Raw genomic sequence first — 23,258 nt, forward strand, 5'->3', positions numbered from 1 at the left:
AGAAGTGGTGCGATGACAGCCCATTCTTCGTCGCTCAATTCGTGACGGCGCATGGCAATCTCCTTTCAAGGAGATTGAATCACACACCGCCGACAAGATGAACCCCGTTTATGGGGACGCGGCCTAGAAGAAGTTTTCCAGAGTTCGGCTGATCACTTCATCATCGACGAGATCTATGTCGATGCCGCCGATGAGTATGTGTCTCGAATTCATCTCGCTTTCCAGGCTCGGTCGCAAGATGACGTCAACGCATTTCACCGGCTCGCCCTAAGAGCCGGGGGCAGGTCGAACGGAGCGCCTGGTCTAAGGCCCTACCACGATAGATATTACGCGGCCTTTGTGCTGGATCCAGATGGCAATAATATCGAGGCTGTCTGCGACGCGCCCAATTTTCGAAGTGCAGAATCTGTCGTTGTGAAAAGAGCTTAGGATGGTAGCGTTAGCTCATTTCGCTCCGGTGCATACGCCTGGGGGCAGGCCCTCAGGTCGTTTTCTCATTAGGCTCCACTGGAATATCTAGTTCTATCTGAATAGACCGTGCGGCCGCCATGTGAAGCTCGTCGCGATCATGCACGCCTCTGTTATATAGCTTTGCGACCACTGCAGTCAGCCTGCCGATCGCAGCTGGATCCCGCACGACGCCTTGAGCGCGCGCGACCTCCTTGACCACACCCGCACAAAAGCGCGCATCTTCTTTCGAGATCGGTGCTAGCACTTTTTATCTCCCCAAAAAATGGCCCACCCCACAAATGGGGTGGGCCACAACTTCCTTAGAAGTCCATGCCCGGACCGGCGGGCAGGGCGGGCGCGGCGTCCTTCTTTGGCTTTTCGGCGATCATCGCTTCCGTTGTCACCAGGAGGCCGGCAACAGAGGCCGCATCCTGAAGGGCAGTGCGAACCACCTTCGCCGGATCGATGACGCCCTGGGCATAGAGATCGCCGTACTCGCCGGTCTGCGCGTTCCATCCGAATGACAGATCAGTCTTTTCCCGGAGCTTGCCAACGATAATCGAGCCTTCGGCGCCGGCATTCTCAGCGATCTGACGCACAGGTGCCTCGATCGCCCGGCGGACGATGTCAATGCCAACCCGCTGATCGTCATTGGCAGTCGGGAGACCGTCCAACGCCTTGACAGCACGCAGCAATGCTACGCCACCACCAGGCAAAATGCCTTCTTCGACGGCTGCGCGCGTTGCGTGAAGGGCGTCATCGACGCGGTCCTTCTTCTCTTTCACCTCGACTTCGGTGGAGCCGCCGACGCGGATGACGGCGACACCGCCCGCGAGTTTGGCGAGACGCTCCTGCAGCTTTTCGCGGTCATAGTCGGAGGTGGTCTCCTCGATCTGGGCGCGGATCTGGGCCACACGTCCGTCGATCTCGGCCTTGGAGCCAACGCCGTCGATGATCGTCGTGTTCTCCTTCTCGATCGCTACCTTCTTGGCGCGGCCGAGCATGTCTAGCGTGACGTTCTCCAGCTTTATGCCGACGTCTTCGGCGATGACAGTACCGCCCGTGAGGATAGCGATGTCTTCGAGCATAGCCTTGCGGCGATCACCGAAGCCCGGCGCCTTGACGGCAGCGATTTTCAGGCCGCCGCGCAGCTTGTTGACGACGAGCGTTGCGAGGGCCTCACCTTCAACGTCTTCAGCAATGATCAGCAGAGGCTTGCCCGACTTCACCACGGCTTCCAGCACCGGCAGCAAAGACTGAAGGTTGGAGAGCTTCTTTTCATGGATGAGGATATAAGGCTCTTCGAGCTCGACCCGCATCTTGTCCTGATTGGTCACGAAGTAGGGCGACAGATAACCGCGGTCGAACTGCATACCTTCGACGACTTCCAGGTCGGTCTCGGCAGTCTTGGCTTCCTCGACGGTAATGACACCTTCGTTGCCGACCTTCTCCATCGCTTCGGCCAGATACTTGCCGATCTCCTCGTCGCCATTGGCCGAGATGGTACCGACCTGGGCAATCTCCGAATTACTGGTGATCTTGCGGGCGTTGCCTTTCAGCTCTTTAACGACTGCATCCACGGCGATATCGATGCCGCGCTTCAGGTCCATCGGGTTCATGCCCGACGCAACCGCCTTGGCGCCTTCCTTGACGATGGCCTGTGCGAGGACAGTTGCCGTGGTGGTACCGTCGCCGGCGAGATCATTGGTCTTCGATGCCACTTCGCGCAGCATCTGCGCGCCCATGTTTTCGAACTTGTCTTCCAGTTCGATTTCCTTGGCAACCGAAACGCCGTCCTTGGTGATGCGTGGCGCGCCGAACGACTTGTCGATGACGACGTTGCGGCCCTTCGGGCCAAGCGTAACTTTTACCGCATTGGCGAGAACATCCACGCCACGCAGCATGCGTTCACGGGCATCGGTGTTGAATTTGACTTCTTTCGCAGCCATTTGTTCACTCCTTCAATAGGCAGCTTTTTGACTGATGGGCGGCAGTGCGTGATTACGCAGCCTGCTTCTGCTCAGCCTGGGCTTCGATAATGCCCAAGACGTCGCTTTCCTTCATGATCAACAGGTCTTCGCCGTTGATCTTGATTTCGGTGCCTGACCATTTGCCGAACAGGATGCGATCGCCCGCCTTGACGTCGAGCGCCTGGATCTGGCCGGCTTCGTTGCGCGCACCAGGACCGACGGCGACGACTTCGCCCTCGGATGGCTTTTCCTTGGCGGTATCCGGAATGATGATGCCGCCTTTCGTCTTATCCTGGGATTCGACCCGGCGGACGAGAATGCGATCATGAAGCGGTCGGAACGACATGTTTTCCTCCGTTGAGCAAAAATGATGACGTTGAAGACCCTGGCCGGACCGGGTGACCAATCCGGACGGGTGCGAACCTCAGTCGAGCGCTCGCGGGCAAAATTTATTTTTTAGATATTTCGATTTCAAGAGGGGTTCTGAAAAAATTAGCACTCGTTCACCGAGTCCGCTAAAGTACTGAACGCGTTAGGTAAATTCGACAACAATAATGGTTCCATCTTGAAGTCGGTCATAATTTGGGTCACCTTCGCAGTGTTACGAAACGGAGATGAAGCATGCAATTCTCATCGGACCTGGAGCGGCAGCTCAATGGCTACGGTCTTACAACCGCACAAATCCTCTATCGTATCCCGGACTTTGAATTCGCTCTTCAGACCTATGTCTGGCAAGACTACGATCTCGCACCCGATTTCCCCGAGATGCGCAAGTTCCTGGATTTCTGGCAGGCCTCTCTCGATGGGCCTCTGCACTCGGTTCGCTACAGCCACCAGTGCCTGATCGGGCCGAATGAATGGCGGCGCGTCGATGGCGAATTCAAGCTGCAGTGAACCTTGAATTCGATTTCTTGCTCTCCTAGCTGAGCGGCGGCCGAGGCTTGATGAGCTCGGTCGCTTTCCACGTCTGTATGGAGTCGAGACCGCATGGAACAGAATATCGAGATCATGAAAAACGCGAGCGTTTCCGAAAGGGAAGAAATCATTATCGATTTCGCCCGGTGGCTTGAGACAACGTCCCAAGACGCTCTGGTGTATGGTGAGGGACGTTTCGCCTTGATGTCTGCAAACTTGGCTCAGGCGATCCGTGCCAACGCTGATGACCTTGCGCGCGATACGCCTGAAACGGCTGCGCGCCTGTTGCATCGGGCATGTGCAATGATATCGCAGTTCAAGGCCACTTATCCCCATCGCGTCCTAAGCCGCTCGATCCACTAATACCGTCGATTTTTTTCGCGACAGATCTTGAATCGCAATATCGGCAAACCAAAATCGAATGTCGCCAGCCGCTGGATAATGGGCTGGCTTCGCCGGGAGCGCCGCTTTTGGCATTCCCGTACCCATGTTGCTTCAAGGAGGATATGGCTATGGCAACATCGTATGATTACGCACCGCTCTACCGTTCGAGCGTCGGCTTCGACCGGATCGTCAATCTTCTCGAAAACGCGCAGCGCGCTCGCTCGTCGAACGACTGGCCTCCCTATGACATCGTCAAAACGGATGACGACACCTACCGTATCTCGATCGCGGTCGCGGGCTTCGCTCAGGACGATCTTGACATCACCTTCCAGACCAATCTGCTGACAGTCACCGGCAAGAAGCAAGAATCTCCGTCGGAGGGCTATCTGCATCGCGGCATTGCAGGTCGTCCGTTCGAGCACCGCTTCGAACTGGCTGATCACGTGCGCGTGGATGGGGCCGACTTGAACAACGGTCTTCTGACGATCGAGCTTGTGCGTGAAATCCCAGAGGCTCTCAAACCGCGGAAGATTTCGATCCAGAGCGCACCTACGCTGACCCCTGCCGCTCCAGCACAGATCGAAGCCCAAAAAGCGGCGTGATCCTGAAACTCGTACATTAGGTCAGGGCGCCGTTGCGATGGCGCCCGTCAACATTCCGGGTAGGAAAGGAGAGAATGATGAAACCCGATATGTTCAAAGAACCCGTCACCATTCTTGTCGGCCTGGGGTTCCCGGCGCAAGTTCGCGGGGTGACAGATGCCTACCGAAACCTTGTTGAGTGGCCAAGCTCACTCAGAGACAGGGCTCACGCTGTCGCCCTTAACGCGTGCCAGGCAGCACTGCGTGGCGAGATCGAAGCAGAGACTGCGCGAGGGTTCTTTGTGGCTTTCGCACAAAAGCATGATCTAGTAACGGTCGGGACGCCGGCGGTTGTGGCGGCTCGGTCGCGTAACAACACGGATCCCCATGTGCAGTGAGGGCGTGGTCATGGACGCAACGACTTTTCAACAACTGGCCGACAAAGCTGTTTCCATAGGGCCTGTAGTTTTGATGCAAGGCCTGCAACTCCAGCGGCCTAGCGATGTGGTAGAAACCTCAGCGCTGTCTGTTGATGACAAGCGTACCATATTGGCCGCTTGGGCATCCGATCTCTACTCCTTAGATTCGAGACCGGCACTTCGACAGTTACCAGGTACGCCGGAAGCAGTATCGATTGATGATGTGCGGGACGCACTCATCGAACTCGACCGGCGGTATCTCTCTTGAAGGGTGGCCGGCCTGGACAATTACCACGCCGGATATCCGGGTGGTTAGGGTTCCGTGCCGAGCGACATAGGCTTCGATCCTCCCGGTGGATGGAAGAGATGGAAGACCAAATAACTGGCGCACGAACTTGAGAAACGTGCCGTAAGGCCGCCCAAGCACGAGCATCATCCCCGCTGCGCCGAGTGTGCCTCGGATGAGGCCCCGCCGGAGGCGCCGCTGAAGGTAATGATGCCGGCAGAGATCTGCGCTTGAAAGCTCAAAATCGCGAGGCTGTCCAAAGTAGGCGAGACGCGCGGGTGTTTTTTGCATGGTCCATCATCCAGTCGCGCCAGACACCATAAGGCCGGCCCACTGGCAACATGAGCACGCCGCCGTTTGGCGTGCCTTTATCACCTCATCCCAAGTCATACCGGCGCTGAAGTATTCATTGAGAACACCGGTTTCTCAAAGCCGATCTGATGTGCCGATTTGTTTCGAATTTTGTCAAAGATTGCAGCGCCCATTTGCCTCATTTTCACCGCCCAAAACCGAGATGAAATGCGGCGAGGTTCTCGCCGAACTACGCAAGGGGCTACGCACCTCTGGCAGCCATTAAAAGGACATCTGTCTCATTTGCGGTAATCACATGATCTTCATTGATGACGGAGACGTCGTCAGGTCCCGGCTCCCATCGCTGCGCGGCGCCATTCTTGTTCGGCGCATCCGCAAGGCATCTATGCTCGCGCGAATTACGGGGTAGGCCGGAGCTGTAGGGCTGGAAGGGCTGATAGTGCAGGGACCATTGTCATTGCTCTAAGCTTTTTTTGAAAGAAACTGGAATATCTTAATGACTTGCTCGTCCGACTGAATGTATGAGATGTGTCAGGCTCGAGTTGGCTCAAGAGCCCAAAGGGCTCGAGATTTATCTGCTTCGGTTCGAGGACTTTCAGTCCCTATCGATACGGTCCTAAGCTGTAGCTCTCGATGGCATCTGCCAGCGGCTGATGGATCTCTCGCCCCGTTGTGCTGAAGGCTGCCGAGAGCAGACCATTTTCGCAGGGTCGTTGGTCATCCCAACCGGGATGGTTGACGATCGGGTAAAGGCAGATGCCTCCTAACGGCACGCCGGCTTTCATAGCAAGATCAGCCTGAGTTGAGACATATTGGAACCACGCCGCACGCCGCGCGGCCTCGATCCCAGTCTCGGCAATCAGCATGGGCTTCCCATAACGCGCATAGGTCTCGATCAGGAGCTTGCTGAGTGGCTTGTAAAGCGGATCGCCGATGTCGACCATTGGTCCGCCGTGGATCCACTGGTTGTTGAAGTAGTAGTTGACGCCGACGATGTCGAGATAACGCTCGTTCCCGCCGATCTGCGGCCATATCCGCCCGGCGATCAGGTCCCAGCCTTGGAACTGTGACTGCCGATGTCCTTCCGCAACGCCCGCATCGGACGGTCGCGAGGGATCGGTGATGACATTGATGATGGGGTCGCAATGGACGAAACGGGCGCGTGGATCGACAGCCAGCACGGCATCCATGGCCGCGACCGCGGCGCGGGCGAGCTGCACCTTCAGCTCGAAGCCGCGGCCATGGGCGAATGGATTGAGATAACCCGCATCTCCGCCACCCCAGGAAAAGAACGAAATCTCGTTGACGGGACAATAGAAGGGGACGTCGTCGCTTTCCTCCCGAACCACATGGGCGCAGGCGGCGCAATAGCGTGCGAACCGGTCGACGAAACGCGGTGCCCAGATGTCGAGATCGTCCGGCCAGCCGTAATGCAGCAGGTCCCAAATCACCTGGGTCTTGGCATCCTTGGCGGCCCGCAGCATCGGCCGGATACTCGACCAGTCATAGCTGCCCGCCTTCTCGATCAGGTGCCATCGAAATCCGTCACGCACTGTGCGGATACCGAAGCCGGCAAGCTGTCGATAATCCTGTGCGGCATGGGTGTCGTGGCCGATGGCCGCGATCATGTCGAGGCGTCGGCCCTCGGCCCCATTCTCCCCTGGCCGGAGGCGATGGCTCGAACATTCGAACCCGCCCTGAAGAAATGACCGGAAGAGACCGGACGGTTTGGCTGCAATCCGTTCGACAAGCACCTCCTGAAGCAGTTTTTCCCATTGCGGGATGACGACCTCGACCGAATAGGTGGTCTCGACCTTGTGCCGCAATGCGGCGCCGAGATCGTGCCGGCGATCCGGCACTGCGATGAGCAACCGCATCTGCCCGGCAATTGCCGCGGCATCGCCAAAGGGGACGAAGAGGCCGGAGACGCCATCCTCGATCTGCTGCAGCGCGCCGTTGTCGGGCGTCGCGATCACCGGGAGACCGGCCGCGCCCGCTTCGGCGATGACGTGCGGCATTCCCTCGCCACGCGAAAGCCAGGTGAAGATATCGAATGCCGACAGCAGGGAAGGGATGTCCTTCCGGTCGCCCTTAAACTGCAGCACGCCGTCGAGGCCCCGTGCGGTCGCCAGTGTCCTCAGTTTCGCCGCATAATCCGACATGAACGCGTCCGGTCCGCCGACGACGACGAAGCGCGCGCGCGTATCCACGGCATGAACCAGCGCCGCCGCCTCAATGAAGTCCTCAACATTCTTCTTCGGGTCGAGACGGCCCACCCAGCCGATCAGCACCTGATCGTCGCCAATCCCGAGAGCGGTCCGGGCAGCGTATCGATGCAGCGGGTCGAAGGCGGAAAGATCGACCATGGAGGGGATTTCGACGGCATGTTGCTCGCGGCCGGTCATCAGCGACGCTGCGGCATCGCGGATCGAACGACATACGCCGACATAACGGGTGGTGAAATGCTTCGGTCCCGCCAGCGCTTCGGAAACGAGCCCGCCATGCTCGATCAGCGGTGGGCGAAGATGCAGGCGCTCCAGCGCCGGATAGATATCGGCGACGTTCTGGCACGAAATGATGACGTCGTAGCCGGGGATCTTGCCGGCGAGATAGGCGACGGTGTCGTCGAACGACAATTCGTAGGGCGCGGTGTCGATATCGACACCCAGCGACCGCAGCTGTTCATGGGTCTGTTCCGGCATGCCGGGCTTGCGGAAGCAAGCGACGACTTCGATGCGATAGCGCTTGCGGTCCAGGTTTCGTGCAAGCAGACGCACCTCGGTTTCCTCTCCGCCGACGACCAGCCAGGCGAAGACGAACAGGATGCGGAGGGGGTGAAATTCCACGCTCATTCGCCCACCTTAAACACGACCTGGAGAAAGTCCGGCCGGTTCTCGATCAGGTCGGTGAGGAAGGCTGGGGCGTCGTCCATCGCCACGATGTGGGTGATCATATGCTCGCGGATCATCTTGCCCTCCTTCGCCAGCAGATCGAGGGTCGCGCGGGCAAGCCGGCGACGATCCCAGAGCGGCGCGAACCCGCGGGGAACCCGGTTTATCTGCGCACAGCGGATGTTGAGGCCGTTGTGATGAAATTCCTCACCCAGCCGCAAATGATCGGCGCCGCCCTGGTAGAAAGCCAGGTCTATGACCGTGCCTTGCGGCCGCAAGGCCTTGAGCGCCGTTTGTAGGCTGCCGGCATGGGCGCGGGTCTGGAATACGAGATCCGCCCCGCGTCCCATGGCGCCGTCATGCCAGCGTGCCTTGGCATGTTGCCAGGCCTGATCCTCCGTCATGGCGGTAAGGCCCATTGCCTCCGCCTTGCCGCGGCGGAAGTCGGACGGGTCGGTGATGACGACATCGGAGGCGCCGAGTTGCCTCGCAAACAGCGCGGTCATCAGTCCGACGGTGCCGGCACCGATGATAAGGACCGGACGGCCCTTCACGCCGGCGCCGAGCGCGGGAACGTGCATTCCGAACGCTTCCGCATCTGCGTGCAGGATGCCGTTAGCGCAGATAGGGCCCATCTGCGCCACCAGCACACCGAGCACTGGATCGATCCACTCGGGCAGCGGGATCAGCACGTCATGGGAAGGATCCGCCGTGTGGCCGCTCTTGTGTCCGTAGGCCGAGGCCATGACCGCCCCGTCGCAGAAGTCGCCTGCCAGGGACTGCGATACCCGCGCCACCTCCATGTAGCCAAGGAACGGAACGGGATAAAGCAGGTCGGGCTCGTCCTCGACGAACACGCCGCGGCCGCCATCGAAGCGGGAGCGGAAATACGGGTTGGTGTTTTTCAGGAAGGTGAGCTCGGTTCCGGCCGACAAACCGGTATAGAGCGTTTCGAGACGCACATGGCCATCGGCCGTCGGGCCTTCCTCGTATTCGAAGAAATAAGCCCGGCCGGGCGCCTCGACACCGAGCGAACGCACCTTGCGATGACCGAGCGGTAGGCCCTGCGGCGCCTCCACCCGCGGCTGGAACCGCAGGGGCGAAGGTGGAATGCGCGGCGTATCTGGTACGGCCAGCCGCACGGGTTCGCCGCTGCGCGCCGACGCGACAACCGCCAGCGCCAGCCGGTGGGTGACGAGCGCATCGGCATAGGAACAGCGGATGCGGTTTTCGCCGCCGCTGACGGCATCGATGAAGTCGCGATCCTCGCGCCAGACGGGATCGCCATTGGCGCCACGCATCGGCCGCCCGCGCCCGACATCGACCATGATATCGCGGTCGGTCAGTTCGATGGCCAGGCGATCGGCAAAGATGTGCAGGCCGACGCGATGGTTCCAGCCAAGCAGGCAGGTCGAGGCAAAGTTGGCGACCACGCCGGCCTGGAAGGTGAGGCTTGCGGTGGTGACCGTCGGCACGTCGAGCCCGGGAAATTCCGGCCGCTCCTGGTGGCCGACGCGCCCGTAGACCTCGGTCACCTCGCCGACGAGAAAACGTGCCAGATCGAGAAGATGCGTCGTCTGCTCGATCATCTGGCCGCCGGACTTGTCCTGCTTCCACCACCATTGCGGCGGCGGGGTGGAATCCAGCCAGTAGCCCGAAAGAAGTTGGGCGGGGTTTTCGGCCAGCAGGCCTTTCGCCTCATCGACGATATCGAGATAACGCCAGTGGTATCCGACACTCGTGATCAGCCCGCTGGCCGTCACAGCCTTGGAGATCTCCTCGGCAGTCGGGAGGTCGAGAGAAACGGGTTTTTCGACGAAGAATGGAATGCCGCGCTCGATCAGATCGCGCTCCGGCTCGCCATGGGCAAAGGGCGGAATGCAGACGTATACGGCGTCCGGGCTCACGGCGTCCAGCATGTCGCGATGATGCTGGAAGGATTTCGCGCCGAAGCGCATGGCCGCATGGTCGACGCGGGCGATATCGGGATCAGCAAAACCGGCGAGCTCCACATCGTCGAAGCCTGCCAGAATGTCTAGGTGCCGCTGGGCAATGCCCCCGGCGCCGATGAAGGCGAGACGGGCCTTTTTCATGGAATTGTCCTTTTGCATTTGGCTGGCCGGCCTGCTAACGAAACGGTCGTAGACCGCGCCCGTCTCAACAGCCATTCGGTGAGCGGAAAAACTGGTCTGAAAACGGTCGCTTCCGGCCTGCCCGACTACCGCAAGGCGGTGAGGCTCGGCCAGCGCGTCAGCGATGGCAGTGGCCATCGACTGCGGTTCGCCGGGTTTGGCGAAGAAAGGGTGATTTTCGCCCAGCGCTTCCTCGGTCCCGCCAATTCGCGTCGCAACCACCGGAACCCCAAGCGACATAGCCTCCAGAACCACAAGCGGCAAGCCTTCGAAGCGGGAAGGGAGAATCAAGAGGTCGGCGATCGCCATGATGTCGGCGACGTCCGTCCGCTGCCCGAGGAAGTGGACATGGTCAGCAATATCCAGCGCGGTCGCCAGTACCCTCAGCGTCTCCTGCTCGTTGCCCGAGCCGACCAGTAGCAGGACAACGGAAGGGTAGGATTTGATGATGCCGGGCAGGGCATACAGCAGGGTCGCATGGTCCTTCTGGGGCGTGAAACGCGCGATCGTCAGCAGGACGATCCGACTTTCATATCCCATCTCCCGCCTGATCCGCGACGAAGCGCGTGTCGGCGCAAGGGGAAAGATGCCGTTGCGGATCACCGTCATGCGTGTCGGCTCGATCCGGTCATGGAAGCTTGCAGCCGAGGCGGTGGAGACGACGATGTGGTGGGCGAGGTCCCGCGTCTGCTGTTGGTATCGCTCCTGCTGTTCGGGGTCGGTCAGCATATAGGGGAGATGCTCGGTCCTGATGACCGGGATGCCCGCGGCCAATCCGGCTGCGGCCAAGTCATGCCCCTCCCAGCCGATCCCGGCATGGACATGCAGGAGATCGAGCGAGGCAGTTGCCATCCAACGGCAGAACTCGTGTTGATCTCGCGCAATCCTGACGCCCAGTCCATGGCGAGCGGCGCGGGGCAACAAGCCTGCGCGATCCTCCGAGATCAAGCAGATGCCGACGTCCCATTGCGGGCTCAGTCCACGGGCAAGCGCCAGCATATGCTCGCCCATGCCGGATGGATCCCGACTGTCGGTCGCCAGAAGGATACGCGGCTTTTCAGTCACGCTGGACATCGGCCAAGACCCCGCCGACATCATGTCGTTTCTGCAAGCGCCTGTAGGTGGCGAGCGCTTGCCCGACGACCTGGTCCATGTTGTAATATTTATAGGTGCCCAGCCGCCCAGCGAAGGTCACGTCATCCCGCTCGCGCGCCAGCTCCCCATAGCGTTTGTAGAGCGCCTGGTTCTCCGGGCGGGGGATGGGGTAATAGGGATCCCCCTCCGCGCAGGCATATTCATAACTGATGCTGGTCTTGCGATGAACCTGACCGGTCAGATGCTTGTATTCGGTGACGCGCGTGTGCGGCACGTCCTGCGAAGGGAAGTTGACGACGCCGACCGGCAGTAACCGCCTCGCATCATGCGTCTCGTGACGGAATTTCAGGCTGCGATAGGGCAGGCGTCCGAACCTGTGCCCGAAATATTCGTCGATAGGTCCGGTGAAGATCGTGTGGCTGGCCAAGCCCGCCTGATCGAGTTCCGCAAAATCGGTGTCCAGCATTACTCTAATGTTCTCATGGTCCAGCATCCGCTCGAACATGCGGGTGTAGCCATCAAGCGGCATGGCCTGGAACGTATCGAGGAAATAGCGGTCGTCCTCGTTGGTGCGGGTCGGGATGCGCGCCGTTACCGAACGGTCGAGGTCGGACGGATCGAGGCCCCATTGCTTGCGGGTGTAACCTTCGAAAAACATGCGATAAAGTTCTGATCCAACCTGCGATATCACGACGTCTTTCGACGTCACGATCGGATCACATGGTTCGGCTCGGCCCGCCAGAAACAGGGCCGCGGCTGCTTCCGTGGAGAGATCGAGACCGTAGAGGCCGTTGAGGGTTGTGCGGTTGATCGGGACAGGGAGACGCAGATCGCCGATCTGGGCCAGCACACGATGTTCGTAGGGTCGCCATGCGGTGAAGCGTGACAGGTAAGCAAAGACATCCTCGCTATTGGTATGGAAGATATGCGGCCCGTATTTGTGTACCAGGATGCCGGCCTCGTCGTAATGATCGTAGGCATTGCCGCCGATATGGGGCCGCTTGTCGCAGACCAGGATCTTCTTGTTCGAACCGTCGGCCAGGCGTTCGGCCAGAACCGATCCCGCAAAACCTGCTCCCACGATCAGATAGTCGTATTTTTCCGGTTCGGTACGCCGAGGATTGCGCAGCAACAGTCTTTTGGGCGGAGGAGGCACGGTGGCGCTGCACGAGACTGCCTGCTCGACCAAAGCCGACATGCTGTCGAATGTGGCGTCCCAAGACGACTGCGCAAGAACTTCGTCCACGGCCTGCAGCCAGTTACTGCTCGATCGTGTCATTGCCAGTGCGGCATCGCAGGCTTTCCCGAAATTCTCTACACCGTCGGCCAGGAATACGCCGGGCACGTTGCCATAGGTGCGCACGACGTCGGTGACACGCGTGCCGACGACCGGCCGGCCGGCCGCAAGATATTCGGGTGTCTTGGTTGGGCTGATGAAACGGGTTGCCTCGTTCAGGGCAAATGGCATTAGGGCCACGTCCCAACCTGACAGATAGGCCGGCAGATCGGCATAGGTTTTGCGCCCGAGGTAATGGATGTTGGGCGCCTGGGGCAAATCGTCGGGCGAAATCTTGGCGACAGGTCCGAGAAAGACAAATGAAAAGCCGGACCGCGCTGCCGCCGTGGAGCGGATCAATTCAAGATCCAGCCTTTCATCGATGACGCCGTAGTACCCAAGGCGGGGGTGAGGGATGGCCGCCTGGTCCACCGGCTCAGGCAATCTGCAACGGGACCTGCGGAAGTGATGGGCATCGACGCTCGACGGGAAGGGATGGATATTGTCGTGCCGATGTTTCTTCACCTCGTAAAGGCTGAAACCGCCGGTGAAGACCGCGTCCGCGCGGGTAATCAGAGCGTCTTCCGTTTCCCTAATGTTTGCGGGAGCCAGCTTGAAATTGGCCAGCTCGTCCATGCAGTCATAGATGACGGCCGCGGCTTCGACATGCTTGGCAAAGCCGAACATCATCGGCGTGTAGAACCAGAGGACAGGTTTCCGGCCGCCATGCAATGCCAGCAGATCGTCCAGCAGGCGGGAAAGAGCAGCCTCTCGATCGGCTTCGCTCCACCAATGGGGAACGCGCGGACGGATTGCCTTGACGCTAGTTCCTTCGAATGGGTGGATCTCCAGGTATGGCAGATGATGATCGCTCGGAATGAATTCTTCAAAAAAGAAGACCTGACGCTCCAGTGAGAAACGTTGCATGAGATGCTGTGGTCGCTGCAGCACAAAATCCCACCTTAGGTGAGAAAAGCAGACGAGAGGAGCATTGGCCGGCACGCTCACATTGGACGATTGCGTAAATGCACTCACTAAATTCATTGAACACCCCAAGGTCGCCAGCCCCTCGAACAGAGGATTTGTCCACGAGTTCCAACCGCCGCAAAATATATCCGGCTAAGAACCGTCGATGATCCGCTCGAGTTTTTGTATACTGTGCTGCCAGGCCCAGTTTCGAAGGACGGTATCGCGAGGGTGGAAGCTGTCGTGCACCTCCAGCATGTCGCTTATGCCTTGATGGAACCTATCCTGCGAAGACGTGCGGCCTGTCTCAGACGTGATGTACTGCAGCCCGCAACACAGCTGATCGTTGGCGAGAACGGGGAGACCTGCCAACATGTATTCAGTCAAGATGGCGGGAGCCCCATCGTTGACCCCGCAGACCACTCCGACTTTGGCTTGGTTCATCAGTCGATTAACCTCACCAAATGGAACTCCCGGCGGATCGACGAAATCGACGTTGATCGCCAAGCTGCGCGCTTGGTCATGAAGGTCACCTATCATTTCGCCATAACCGCAGACGCATAACGCCTTGATCGACCGGGGCAGCTTTCGCAAAGCTTCGAACAGAATATCGTGCCGCTTGTACGGCTGTGCTGCGGCGACATAGATCACATCATAGGTTTTCGGCAGACCGAGGGGCCTGAAAGTGCTGCCGGAGGCGAACTCTGGTCCTATCGGCATAATGGCTGTCCGCATCCGCGGATGACGTGCGCGTACTGCTTCCGATTGCCACTCCGCCCCAGTAAGGACTAGATCAAAATGGCGGCTGACCTCAATTGGAACGCGCAGCGCGGGCGCGTCAATCGAGTTGTAGATCTTGAAGCTGTCGCGGCAAGCCGATAGGATATCTTCATTAACACCGAGGCCCCAAACGCATAAAATCGTCGGGGCCCCAAATGCTTGCAGGTAACCGAGCATATCATTGGAGCGAAACGGCGCGTCGGGCCCGTTCATCCGGAACGCTCGCCTTCGTAAGATTGGATTTTCCCAACGATCCGACGGAGGGCTCTCTCCTCGCCAATGGGTCCATATTTCGGCAGTGTCGGCCAAGCCGCTTTTGAGAACGGCGAGGGGGAACCGCTCTATATACCCACCGTCCACGTCCACCGGCACTGATGACCGTGACGGATCCGGTGGGTCTCCTCGAGAGCCCTCCATCCATTGCCGGCGAAACAAGCTCGCCGGCGGAACGTCCGCCCTGCAGGGAGGGCCGTCCTGGAAGTCGCTAATGACGATGATATTACGTGGTCTTCCCGCACCGACCATCAGTGGGCGGTCCTCAGCGCTGAAGGCCAGAATTAAAGCCGGTTTTTTTGCAATGTTCAGTGAGATCTGGGTCCAACTCAAAAATCCTACTCGTATCGACCACGATTGCTCCAATGCTCGTATGGTGAAGCCTCCCCAGAATATGCGTCCGGGTGTGAATGACGCCGCCAATGGCGGCGACCTAAAAACTTTGGATATATTGGTATGCATGAAAATGACCGAAGATTAGCCCTCGGCGTTCTGATTCACCACAGACGTGGCGATTGACGAGAGCGTCAGGTCGGTTTCCTGTTCTTCATCAAGCGTGGTCTGACGAGTCCCGCAGCTTCGGTGTAACCCAATTCGAGCGTCCAAATGTCGTTGACTGCGTCTCTGTCCGCGTCGGGATTGTCCTTCGCAGTGAGATAGCCACATGGGCGCATTTCTTCCGGGCCCTCCCATCGCGGCGATTGGTCCGTTGTATCCTGCCCACCGGCAGTCCGTATAGCAACGCTCATAACGAAAGCTCCTCTCCTGTGCTGCTAACAAGAGGTGTGGCAGATGGTTCCTTTTTTCCGCGCCCGGATGCGGGATAATTTCGATGACTATGGACGAACGATAATCTTGTCTGTGCTGAAGGAACTATTCGAACTTCCTCTGGTTCGAGCGCCGGTCGCATGACGACCGATCATTCAAGGGAGAGTTTCATGACGGACATAAATCAGGGCTTCAGCTCCGGCCGGACCGCCCCTGGTCCTGACAAGGACAGCCCTTCAAAGGCCGACGGTATCGTCGAGAGAGGCGCTGCGGCGGGCGACATCAAACAGAAACTGTCTGATGATTTTAGTTCGGCGTCCGATTTTGCGCGACAAGAACTGTCTGGTGCGTCCGAAAAAGCCAAGGCCTCGGTCGAGGGCCAGAAAAACTTGATTGCTGGCAAGGTGAGCAGCGTTGCCGCTGCGATCGGCAGGGTGGCACAAGAACTCGAACAAGGTGACGATCGGGATTTGAGCAAGTTTGCTCGCAGCATCGGTACCTCAATGAAGACGTTTTCCGACAACATTCAGGATCGCAGCCTGGCGGAGATCGCTGGAATGGCTGAAGACTTTGGCCGCAAGCAGCCGCTTGCCTTTCTGGGAGTCGCGGCCATTGCTGGCCTGGCCGCCAGCCGGTTTATTACCGCTTCGGCTGCACATGGCCCATCCACAGCCGGCAAAACAAGAGCGGAGCAAAATCCCACCGCTCCTGTATCCATCGGGATCACCCCGTCTGGTGCGGCTTCAACAAGCCAATACAGCAGAGAGGATCGCAGCAATGGCTAACTCAACGGAAGAAAGATCGCTCTCGGAACTCGTAACCGGCCTTGTCGGGGATATTTCCGGGCTGTTTCGCAAGGAGATCAATCTCGCAAAGACTGAAGCCTCCGAAAAAATCGCGCATGCTCTGGTCGGCGTCGAGGCATTCGCCGCCGGTCTGGTCCTCGCAATATGCGCCGTCGGCGTGTTGTTGGCGGCCTTGGTGAATGGACTTGCCGCATTTCTGGTGGCGCAAGGCATGGCAGAACACAACGCTGATGCCCTTTCATCTGTTGTTGTCGGCCTTGTCGCCGCATTGGTTGCGTGGGGCCTCATCACCCGCGGCCTTGCGGCGTTCCAGGGCGGCAACCTCAAGCTCGACCGCACCACCGCCTCGCTTCATCAGGATGCGAAAATCGTGAAGGATAGAACGTGATGGCCTACACTTCAGAAAATCGAAATTCTGCGGAAATCGAGCAAGAAATTGCTGAAGACCGCCGTCGCATCGAAGACCGGCTTGACGCGATCCGGCAACGCATGTCGCCCGGACAGTTGGTAGATGAAATTCTCAATTACGCCAAATCGAGCGGCGGAGGCGAGTACGTGTCCAATCTCGGTGCAGCGGTCAGAAACAACCCTATGCCCATGGCACTGCTGGGCGTCGGACTTGCATGTTTGATGGCGGGTCCGAAGACAAACATTTCATCTTCTGCCAGTCGAGGTAAGGAGGAGTATCCGCTAGCAATCGTCAAAGGGGACCTTCGCCGATCGGGACCAGTCAGGATCGACGGAGATAAGCGCTATAGCCATTTCACGGATGGTGGTGGCAGCCAGTATAAGGCGCTGACAGACGAGACAGGGCGTCGTGCAGGACATTTTGTCGATGAGAGCGGCAAGACCTTTCGAGGCTTCGCCGACGCTACCGGGCGTCAGTACAATGACCTGCGTGACGAAGCGGGGAAGCTGTTTGAAGAGGCGTCCGGTTGGGTCTCAAATACGTGGAGCGATCTGACGCGGTCGGCAGGCAGGACAGGCCAAACACTGTCTGACGCTGGGCACAGTGCAGCCCACACCGGCGCGCAGTTCAATGAGGCCATTCAGAAGCATTTTAAGGATCAACCACTTGTGGGCGGCGCGCTCGCCTTCGCCGTCGGTGCTGCAATCGGCGCCGCTCTTCCCCGGACCCAGATGGAGGATGAAGCGCTTGGCGATGCCGCTGACGGTGTCAAAATGCGTGTATCGGCTGAAGCTTCCAAAACATTTGATAAAGCTGGAAGCATCGCCTCGGAGGCCTATAATAAGGCCGTTTCAGTTGCGGCAGATGTTCACGACGTCGCGCACGATCGCATACGCGAGGAAGCCCAAGACGGCGAACGCCCTTCATCGACGAGTTAATGTCCTAGCCCCTTATTCCGGACGGCGATGCTCGGGGCGGCGATCTATTCGCCGTCTCTCAGAGCCCGTGACGGGGCGCGAGAGGAGTAGCTGTTGCCATTCTTGAGTTCCAATGATCGACGACGGTGACGCTTCGATTTTCAAGGACATTAACTCGTCAATCAGATCCTGACTTGCAGTCGACGCTGATTGATGGGCTAAGGCTGTTGCTGGAGCAATGATAATCCTGGTGATGGCGGGCCTAAAATATCCCATGAAACAACAACCTCGTTGTGGAGTTACGCTCAGCATTTGAATGAGGTGGCATGTGCCAGATAGCCCAGTCCATGGCGACAAGCCTACGGCCGCTGCTCCCAGGGGATCCGTGATTACAAGGAGCTATCCGCCGCTGCATTTGAGCGAACGCGTATGCCGCTTGTCCTCACTGATGCCCGCCATCCCGATCACCCGATCATTCTTGCCAACAAGGCGTTTCTCAATCTGACGGGGTATGAGAGTAGAGAGGTACTTGGACGCAACTGCAGGTTTCTGCAGGGAGAGAATACGGATCGAGCTGTTGTCGACCAACTTCGATATGCGATAGCCGGCGAGCTTGAGGCTACGGTCGACATTCTGAACTATAAGAAAGACGGAACGGCGTTCTGGAACGAGTTGCATTTCAGCCCGATCAGAGATGACGATCAGCAGCTTGCCTACTACTTCGCCTCTCAGCTGGATGTGACTGATTTCCGGAAGATGAAGGAACTCGAGGCCTCCGAGCGTCGGTTGCTCATGGAGGTTGATCATCGAGCGCGAAATGCCCTCGCGATTGTGGAAAGCATTGTGCGTCTGAGCCGAGCAACTGAGCCGGCGGCTTATGCCATTGCGGTGCAGCGCCGCGTTCATGCGATTTCAGCGGCGCACACTCTCCTTTCCGAAGCAGGTTGGGTTGCTATCGACTTTGTAGACTGATCCTGGCGCAGTTTCCGGATCCCCAGCAGAATGTCTGTGAATTCAAGGGGCCCGTCCTTTTTATAACGCCGGACGCCGTGCAGCCTCTCTCTCGCTTTCCATGAATTGGCAACCAACGCGCTGACGCATGGGACGGCGGCCGTCGGTAGGGGGTCTGTTGCCGTCGCATGGGACATTCAGCCGGGTGGCAGCGTCGAAATTACTCGGGCAGAGGAAACCCAACCTTTCGGCGGCGATAAACACAATAAAGGGTTCGGCACCAAGATTGTACGAACTCTCGTCGAACGACAACTTCATGGGCAGGTGGCCTGGAACTGGCGTGACAGTGGACTTCGTATCGATATCCACATTCCCCAAGAATTGACCCGCAGCTCGTGAGCCGTTGTCGCATTCGCTGAAGGGTTGTTGCGATCGACACTTTGACTGTTCAGTAGTCAATAGCCGGCTGAGACGCCTAGCAGCCTATTGTTGTGATTCCGCGATGTGTGTTCAACAGCCGAAACTTCTCGCATCACCTCAAAATATCATGAGCGCTTGTGGAACTATGGCTGCCCGCGGCGGTTCGCACCGCGATGAAAGGTGGACCAATGACCGATAACAAGCCTGACGCGGAAAGCGATGCCGGCAGAACTGGCGAGAATGCTGACGAAAATCGCAAAAAAACTCGCAGAGGAGGCGAAGAAGGGCATCGACAAGGCAATGGTCAGAAAGCGACCCTCATCCTCTTAGTATCGAGATGGGTATCAACCGTCCGGCAAAGTTATTTGTCCAAGGCTATGCATACCTGAAACTAACAGCTCTGCTCAAATTTGCCCTCGTGATTGGTGGACAATAAGGTCTCATGGTCGACGAAAGTTCGAAAATGCTGTTGCGTGCTGCCGCGGCCCACATAAGACGGCAAGAGATACTGGCTTTTAGATCAGCACTCTCCGTCCATCTCGCTTCAATCCGGCAAGCGAAGACAAAATACTCCACTGGTGTTGAAGATAACGACTTTTGCGCCGGCCATGCCTAGCCGTCTGCGCAGTTGCGAAACTGCTACGCAAATCTTCGCGGGTAGCTGAAACAAATCTTATGATTGGGATCCGAAATGCAGGTCAAGGCGATCCTTTTCGATATCGATGGCGCTCGTGGACAGCAACGACCTGCACGTGCTTGCCTGGCGCGAGGCATTTGAGAGCATCGGAATGAACTTCTCAGGGCCGGAAATTCATGCTCAGATCGGCAAGGGCGCCGATATGCTGATACCCGCGCTCGTGCCGGACCTTGATGCCGCAACATGTCAGGAACTGGGAAAGTTGCAGGGCGGGATTTTCCGTTGCAAGTATCGCGCGTCTGTCAAACCGTTCCGGCACGCTTTCGAGCTGCTTGCACATTCCAGTGAATGTCAGCAGCAGGTCGCACTGGCCTCTTCGGCTTCGCAGGATGATCTCAGTCACTATATGGACGAACTGAATATCAGGGAGCTCGTGGCCGCCACGACAAGTGGCGGCGAAGTGGAAAACACCAAACCGTCTCCCGATATCTTTACGACCGCGCTGGCAAAATTGAAGGGTGTTACGGCCGAGGAAGTGATGGTGGTGGGGATTCTCCCTACGACGTCGAGGCGGCCCGCAAAATTGGCATTTCCACAGTGGCGTTGCGGTCCGGAGGGTTTGCGGATGAGCTCCTGCGGAATGCTGGCGCGATTGCCATTTACGATGACGTCGCTGCGTTGTTGTCGGATTACGCCAACTCCCCACTGGGTCATCATATCGAATGACCGCTCTTGCCCTGTGGGACCGCGAGAAGCACGGTGAGTGAACTATCGGAAGACGAGATTGCTGTGCGCCGCATCCGACGAGCCGAGCGCCGTCAAAAACAGCGCGATGCCAATGTCACGCGCGCAGCCAGAATGCACGAACTTCGCATATCGCGGCCCACGCTCGAACCAGTGGCGTCTGACCCGGTATCCGGACACGTCCATATCGGCTGCTCCGGGTGGTATTACTGGCATTGGAAAGGGGCCATGTATCCCTCCGACGTGCCATCAAGCCAATGGTTTTCGATCTACGAGGGCCGTTTCAAAACGGTCGAGCTGAACGCGCCGTTTTATTCCTGGCCGACAGTGGGTGCGGTTAAGACGTGGATCCGCCAGGCCGATCCGGGATTCGTTTACTCGATCAAGGTCTGTGAGCTCATCACCCACATCAAGCGTTTCGATGAAACGGAAACCTTGATCCAGGATTTTGGTTATATCGCGGATATGCTCGGGCCTCAAATGGGGTGTTTCCTGTTCCAGCTCCCGCCGAGCGTCCGATACTCAGCCGAAACTCTTCACTCGATCCTTTCTCAGCTTGATCCGCGGCGTCGCAATGTCGTGGAATTTCGTCATAAAAGCTGGTGGAATGCGACGGTGTACGAAGCCTTCTCGTCCGCGGGTATAATCTTCTGCTCGTGCAGTGGTCCGAAGTTACCGGACGAACTCGTAAAAACCGCCGATGACATCTATGTCCGCTTTCACGGTGTGAGCCAGTGGTATCGTCACGACTACAGTGATCAAGAGCTGCAGGTCTGGGCCGACCGAATTTTGAGCTCGTCTGCGAAAACCGTCTGGGTGTATTTCAATAATGATCGCGACGGTCATTCCATAAGAAACGCGCAACGACTTGCGGAGATGTTAAACGAGAAAGCAGGATAGAGACGTCAGTCATCGCTGATCGAGGGCAGATGGAGTTCGACCTCGCGGCGCTGCTTCTCCTCCATTGGCTCAACCTTGACATCCCAGAATTCCGAAGCCTCCTTGGGTTCGTCCTCCCATAGCCGCGTGTTGACGATGTTGTCGTCGACCTTAGCTCGCCGTTTGCCGCCTAGCCGGAGATATTCCTCGGCCAATTTCAGTGATGGAGTCTTTTCCTCCTCCCCGCCGTCCGCAGTTTCTGGCGCTTCGATAGCTGCAAGAGCGGCAACGAGCCTGTCGTGTTGTGGTCCCCTCGGCTCTTGCGCCAAGAATGAATCGACAGTGCTTCGTGTTTCATGCCCCCCCGACGCAGGATTACCTCGATGGAGAACAAATGCTGCACTGCTCTGCTCGTTACGTCCGAGGAACCATCGGTCACCGTTGGAACTCGTGGCAAATTCTTTCAGATTGTGCATTGCTATCATCCTTTCACGGAACGTTGAGCTTCAGGCGGCGACGCTGTTGGCGCGCCTTTTTGTTGTGCCCGAGCTTCTTTCAAAGAGATTAGTCGCTGTGTCTTCTCGTCCCACAAGACGAGTTTTACGCAGGCAAGGCTATCACGGAGGGTGATCCGGCCCACATTCGCCAGTTCGGGGTAATCCCGAAGAATTTCGGGCAATCTGTAGAAGGGCACTTTGCTCGACAGATGGTGGATATGATGCATTCCGATGTTTCCGGTGATCCATCGCAGTGGCGCGGGGAGATCGTAGTGTGACGCTCCATGCATAGCTGCGTAAGGGAAATTCCATTCCGGCGGCCTCGACCAGTGTGTATCCTCGAACTGATGCTGAACGTAAAAAAGCCAGACACCTGCGGAACTGGCAATCAACACGATTGGGAGATGAACCAAGAGGAAAGGTACAAGTCCCACCGCCCAGATCAGCACGACAGCGAGCGCTGCAACAGCGGCGTTCGTGGCGAGTGTCGACACCCAGGGAAGGGCGCCTGAGCGCATCAGTCCGAAAGGTAATCTTTGTTTGAACAGAAACAGGAATGCTGGGCCGAGACCAAACATTACGGCAGGATGCCGATAGAGCCGATAAGCGACCTTTCCCCGTGTAGGAAGGGAATGATATTCGCGAACAGTGAGGGTCGTAATATCGCCAACCCCGCGTCCGTCGAGATTGCCGGCCGAGGCGTGGTGCTCGGCGTGGGCTCGACGCCAGTAATCGTAGGGTGTCAACGTCAGGACGCCGATCACTCTTCCGGTCCAGTCGTCCCAGCGACGACGACCGAAGAGGGAGCCATGGCCGCAGTCGTGTTGGAGCATGAATAGCCTCAGCAGAAATGCGGCCGCCGGCACGAGTAGAACCAGGCCTGGCCAGAACTCAAAATGGACGGCAAACCAGGTGCCGAACCAAAGCAGCAGGAACGGTACCCCTGTGATCGCAAGCTCATAGACGCTGCGACCAACATCTGGCTGTCGATATTTTGCGAGGATCTTCAGCCAAGCTTTTTCGTTTGAGCCTGACTGTAGATCTGATGTGCAAGTCGCACTCATTTATGGATTGCCTCAGTTTGTGGATGAAATTCTGTTCGGCGCGCAACACTTTGGTCGGTGCGGAAGGTGGTCCGGTTTAGCCCAACACGATACGCAACGATGTCAGTGTTACATCTCGTTCGTGTTCGAATGCGGCATGCGCGGAGTGCCGTATCGGCTCGCGACGGTATTGTTGGGGAGGGGCGGGTGCTTTCGCTCCCGCCCATGATAACGGCTAGCCGCGAGAATTCTGCTCGTTTGGCTCTGCGGGATCGTAGTTCAGATCGAAATCCTTCTCGGACTTTTTCCCGGGTGGATCTCGATGAACTGTCGCATCTTCCGAACCCGTGATCACGGTAGGTTTTGCGCTGTGAACACCGGTCGCTTTACGGTCTGCCTGCGAGGGCGCGTACTGGCCCTTGGCATCGTCTTCTGGGTTGCTCATATTTCCATCTCC

At 58.0% G+C, this 23,258-nt stretch carries 24 protein-coding genes; 13 read left to right on the top strand and 11 right to left on the bottom strand.

Going from position 1 to position 23,258, the window contains the following annotated elements; translation table 11 throughout:
- Positions 1-198: 198 nt before the first annotated feature.
- Complete coding sequence (locus MRBLMR1_RS19785; RefSeq protein ID WP_500065808.1) at positions 199-429, top strand: VOC family protein; 231 nt, start codon at positions 199-201, stop codon at positions 427-429.
- 52 nt (positions 430-481) lie between these two features.
- On the opposite strand, the gene MRBLMR1_RS19790 is transcribed toward MRBLMR1_RS19785, so the two are convergent.
- The 3 genes from MRBLMR1_RS19790 to MRBLMR1_RS19800 are packed head-to-tail and all read right to left on the bottom strand — an operon-like array spanning position 482 to position 2,766.
- Positions 482-715 carry a hypothetical protein gene (locus MRBLMR1_RS19790; RefSeq protein WP_148147894.1) on the bottom strand — a complete coding sequence of 78 codons (234 nt, stop codon included), beginning with the start codon at positions 713-715 and terminating at the stop codon, positions 482-484.
- Positions 716-770: 55 nt separating this feature from the next.
- Positions 771-2,399: a chaperonin GroEL gene (gene groL, locus MRBLMR1_RS19795; RefSeq protein ID WP_148147893.1), complete on the bottom strand. Its 1,629-nt coding sequence runs from the start codon at positions 2,397-2,399 to the stop codon at positions 771-773.
- A 52-nt stretch (positions 2,400-2,451) separates the two neighbouring features.
- Positions 2,452-2,766: a co-chaperone GroES gene (locus MRBLMR1_RS19800; protein ID WP_183686989.1), complete on the bottom strand. Its 315-nt coding sequence runs from the start codon at positions 2,764-2,766 to the stop codon at positions 2,452-2,454.
- A gap of 275 nt (positions 2,767-3,041) precedes the next feature.
- Here MRBLMR1_RS19800 and MRBLMR1_RS19805 point away from each other — a divergent pair, with 275 nt between their 5' ends.
- From MRBLMR1_RS19805 to MRBLMR1_RS19825, 5 genes are all read left to right on the top strand, one after another.
- The gene (locus MRBLMR1_RS19805) at positions 3,042-3,314 is read left to right on the top strand and encodes an usg protein (protein ID WP_183686991.1); all 273 of its coding nucleotides are present in this window, start codon (positions 3,042-3,044) and stop codon (positions 3,312-3,314) included.
- A 93-nt stretch (positions 3,315-3,407) separates the two neighbouring features.
- Entirely contained in the window at positions 3,408-3,698 is a 291-nt protein-coding gene (locus MRBLMR1_RS19810; RefSeq protein WP_500065811.1) for a hypothetical protein, read from the top strand.
- Between the two features lie 149 nt (positions 3,699-3,847).
- Positions 3,848-4,321 (top strand): Hsp20 family protein, encoded by a 474-nt coding sequence (locus MRBLMR1_RS19815; protein ID WP_183686993.1) that lies wholly within the window; start codon positions 3,848-3,850, stop codon positions 4,319-4,321.
- Between the two features lie 77 nt (positions 4,322-4,398).
- Entirely contained in the window at positions 4,399-4,698 is a 300-nt protein-coding gene (locus MRBLMR1_RS19820; protein WP_148147934.1) for a DUF982 domain-containing protein, read from the top strand.
- Positions 4,699-4,708: 10 nt separating this feature from the next.
- Complete coding sequence (locus tag MRBLMR1_RS19825; RefSeq protein WP_148147888.1) at positions 4,709-4,987, top strand: hypothetical protein; 279 nt, start codon at positions 4,709-4,711, stop codon at positions 4,985-4,987.
- A 932-nt stretch (positions 4,988-5,919) separates the two neighbouring features.
- Here MRBLMR1_RS19825 and MRBLMR1_RS19830 read toward each other — a convergent pair.
- The 4 genes from MRBLMR1_RS19830 to MRBLMR1_RS19845 all read right to left on the bottom strand — a co-directional run bounded on the left by MRBLMR1_RS19830 (position 5,920) and on the right by MRBLMR1_RS19845 (position 14,670).
- Complete coding sequence (locus MRBLMR1_RS19830) at positions 5,920-8,169, bottom strand: glycosyltransferase (protein WP_404946384.1); 2,250 nt, start codon at positions 8,167-8,169, stop codon at positions 5,920-5,922.
- On the bottom strand, positions 8,166-11,405 hold the full coding sequence (locus MRBLMR1_RS19835) for a glycosyltransferase (RefSeq protein ID WP_500065830.1): 3,240 nt from the start codon (positions 11,403-11,405) through the stop codon (positions 8,166-8,168). The genes MRBLMR1_RS19830 and MRBLMR1_RS19835 overlap by 4 nt, the downstream gene beginning before the upstream one ends.
- Positions 11,398-13,638 (bottom strand): UDP-galactopyranose mutase, encoded by a 2,241-nt coding sequence (glf, locus tag MRBLMR1_RS19840; RefSeq protein WP_404946385.1) that lies wholly within the window; start codon positions 13,636-13,638, stop codon positions 11,398-11,400. The genes MRBLMR1_RS19835 and glf overlap by 8 nt, the downstream gene beginning before the upstream one ends.
- 192 nt (positions 13,639-13,830) lie before the next feature.
- Positions 13,831-14,670, bottom strand: a complete 840-nt coding sequence (locus tag MRBLMR1_RS19845) for a glycosyltransferase (protein WP_404946386.1) — start codon at positions 14,668-14,670, stop codon at positions 13,831-13,833.
- 274 nt (positions 14,671-14,944) lie between these two features.
- On the opposite strand from MRBLMR1_RS19845, the gene MRBLMR1_RS19850 reads away from it, so the two are divergent.
- The gene (locus tag MRBLMR1_RS19850; protein WP_206829101.1) at positions 14,945-15,211 is read left to right on the top strand and encodes a hypothetical protein; all 267 of its coding nucleotides are present in this window, start codon (positions 14,945-14,947) and stop codon (positions 15,209-15,211) included.
- Between the two features lie 46 nt (positions 15,212-15,257).
- Here the strand turns inward: MRBLMR1_RS19850 and MRBLMR1_RS19855 are convergent, their stop codons facing one another.
- Positions 15,258-15,479, bottom strand: coding sequence for a hypothetical protein (locus MRBLMR1_RS19855; RefSeq protein WP_500065815.1), 222 nt, complete (start codon positions 15,477-15,479; stop codon positions 15,258-15,260).
- Between the two features lie 189 nt (positions 15,480-15,668).
- Between MRBLMR1_RS19855 and MRBLMR1_RS19860 the strand changes: the two genes are divergently transcribed.
- From MRBLMR1_RS19860 to MRBLMR1_RS19885, 6 genes are all read left to right on the top strand, one after another.
- Positions 15,669-16,283, top strand: coding sequence for a nutrient deprivation-induced protein (locus MRBLMR1_RS19860; protein ID WP_206829072.1), 615 nt, complete (start codon positions 15,669-15,671; stop codon positions 16,281-16,283).
- Positions 16,276-16,692 carry a phage holin family protein gene (locus tag MRBLMR1_RS19865; protein ID WP_206829073.1) on the top strand — a complete coding sequence of 139 codons (417 nt, stop codon included), beginning with the start codon at positions 16,276-16,278 and terminating at the stop codon, positions 16,690-16,692. The genes MRBLMR1_RS19860 and MRBLMR1_RS19865 overlap by 8 nt, the downstream gene beginning before the upstream one ends.
- Complete coding sequence (locus MRBLMR1_RS19870; protein WP_500065817.1) at positions 16,692-17,651, top strand: DUF3618 domain-containing protein; 960 nt, start codon at positions 16,692-16,694, stop codon at positions 17,649-17,651. The genes MRBLMR1_RS19865 and MRBLMR1_RS19870 overlap by 1 nt, the downstream gene beginning before the upstream one ends.
- Before the next feature lie 408 nt (positions 17,652-18,059).
- Positions 18,060-18,602 carry a PAS domain-containing protein gene (locus MRBLMR1_RS19875; RefSeq protein ID WP_500065819.1) on the top strand — a complete coding sequence of 181 codons (543 nt, stop codon included), beginning with the start codon at positions 18,060-18,062 and terminating at the stop codon, positions 18,600-18,602.
- 1,130 nt (positions 18,603-19,732) lie between these two features.
- Complete coding sequence (locus MRBLMR1_RS19880; RefSeq protein WP_500065821.1) at positions 19,733-20,401, top strand: HAD family hydrolase; 669 nt, start codon at positions 19,733-19,735, stop codon at positions 20,399-20,401.
- Complete coding sequence (locus tag MRBLMR1_RS19885) at positions 20,398-21,282, top strand: DUF72 domain-containing protein (RefSeq protein ID WP_500065823.1); 885 nt, start codon at positions 20,398-20,400, stop codon at positions 21,280-21,282. Before MRBLMR1_RS19880 ends, MRBLMR1_RS19885 begins: the two co-directional genes overlap by 4 nt.
- A 5-nt stretch (positions 21,283-21,287) precedes the next feature.
- On the opposite strand, the gene MRBLMR1_RS19890 is transcribed toward MRBLMR1_RS19885, so the two are convergent.
- The 3 genes from MRBLMR1_RS19890 to MRBLMR1_RS19900 all read right to left on the bottom strand — a co-directional run bounded on the left by MRBLMR1_RS19890 (position 21,288) and on the right by MRBLMR1_RS19900 (position 23,246).
- The gene (locus MRBLMR1_RS19890; RefSeq protein WP_500065825.1) at positions 21,288-21,737 is read right to left on the bottom strand and encodes a hypothetical protein; all 450 of its coding nucleotides are present in this window, start codon (positions 21,735-21,737) and stop codon (positions 21,288-21,290) included.
- A 5-nt stretch (positions 21,738-21,742) separates the two neighbouring features.
- Positions 21,743-22,822, bottom strand: coding sequence for a fatty acid desaturase (locus MRBLMR1_RS19895; protein ID WP_404946389.1), 1,080 nt, complete (start codon positions 22,820-22,822; stop codon positions 21,743-21,745).
- A 214-nt stretch (positions 22,823-23,036) separates the two neighbouring features.
- A complete protein-coding gene (locus tag MRBLMR1_RS19900) occupies positions 23,037-23,246 on the bottom strand; it encodes a hypothetical protein (RefSeq protein WP_206829079.1) in 210 nt (69 codons plus the stop codon).
- Between the last annotated feature and the right edge of the window lie 12 nt (positions 23,247-23,258).

This window comes from Neorhizobium sp. LMR1-1-1.1 (assembly GCF_040675795.1).
GTDB classification, from domain to species: Bacteria; Pseudomonadota; Alphaproteobacteria; order Rhizobiales; family Rhizobiaceae; genus Neorhizobium; species Neorhizobium cellulosilyticum.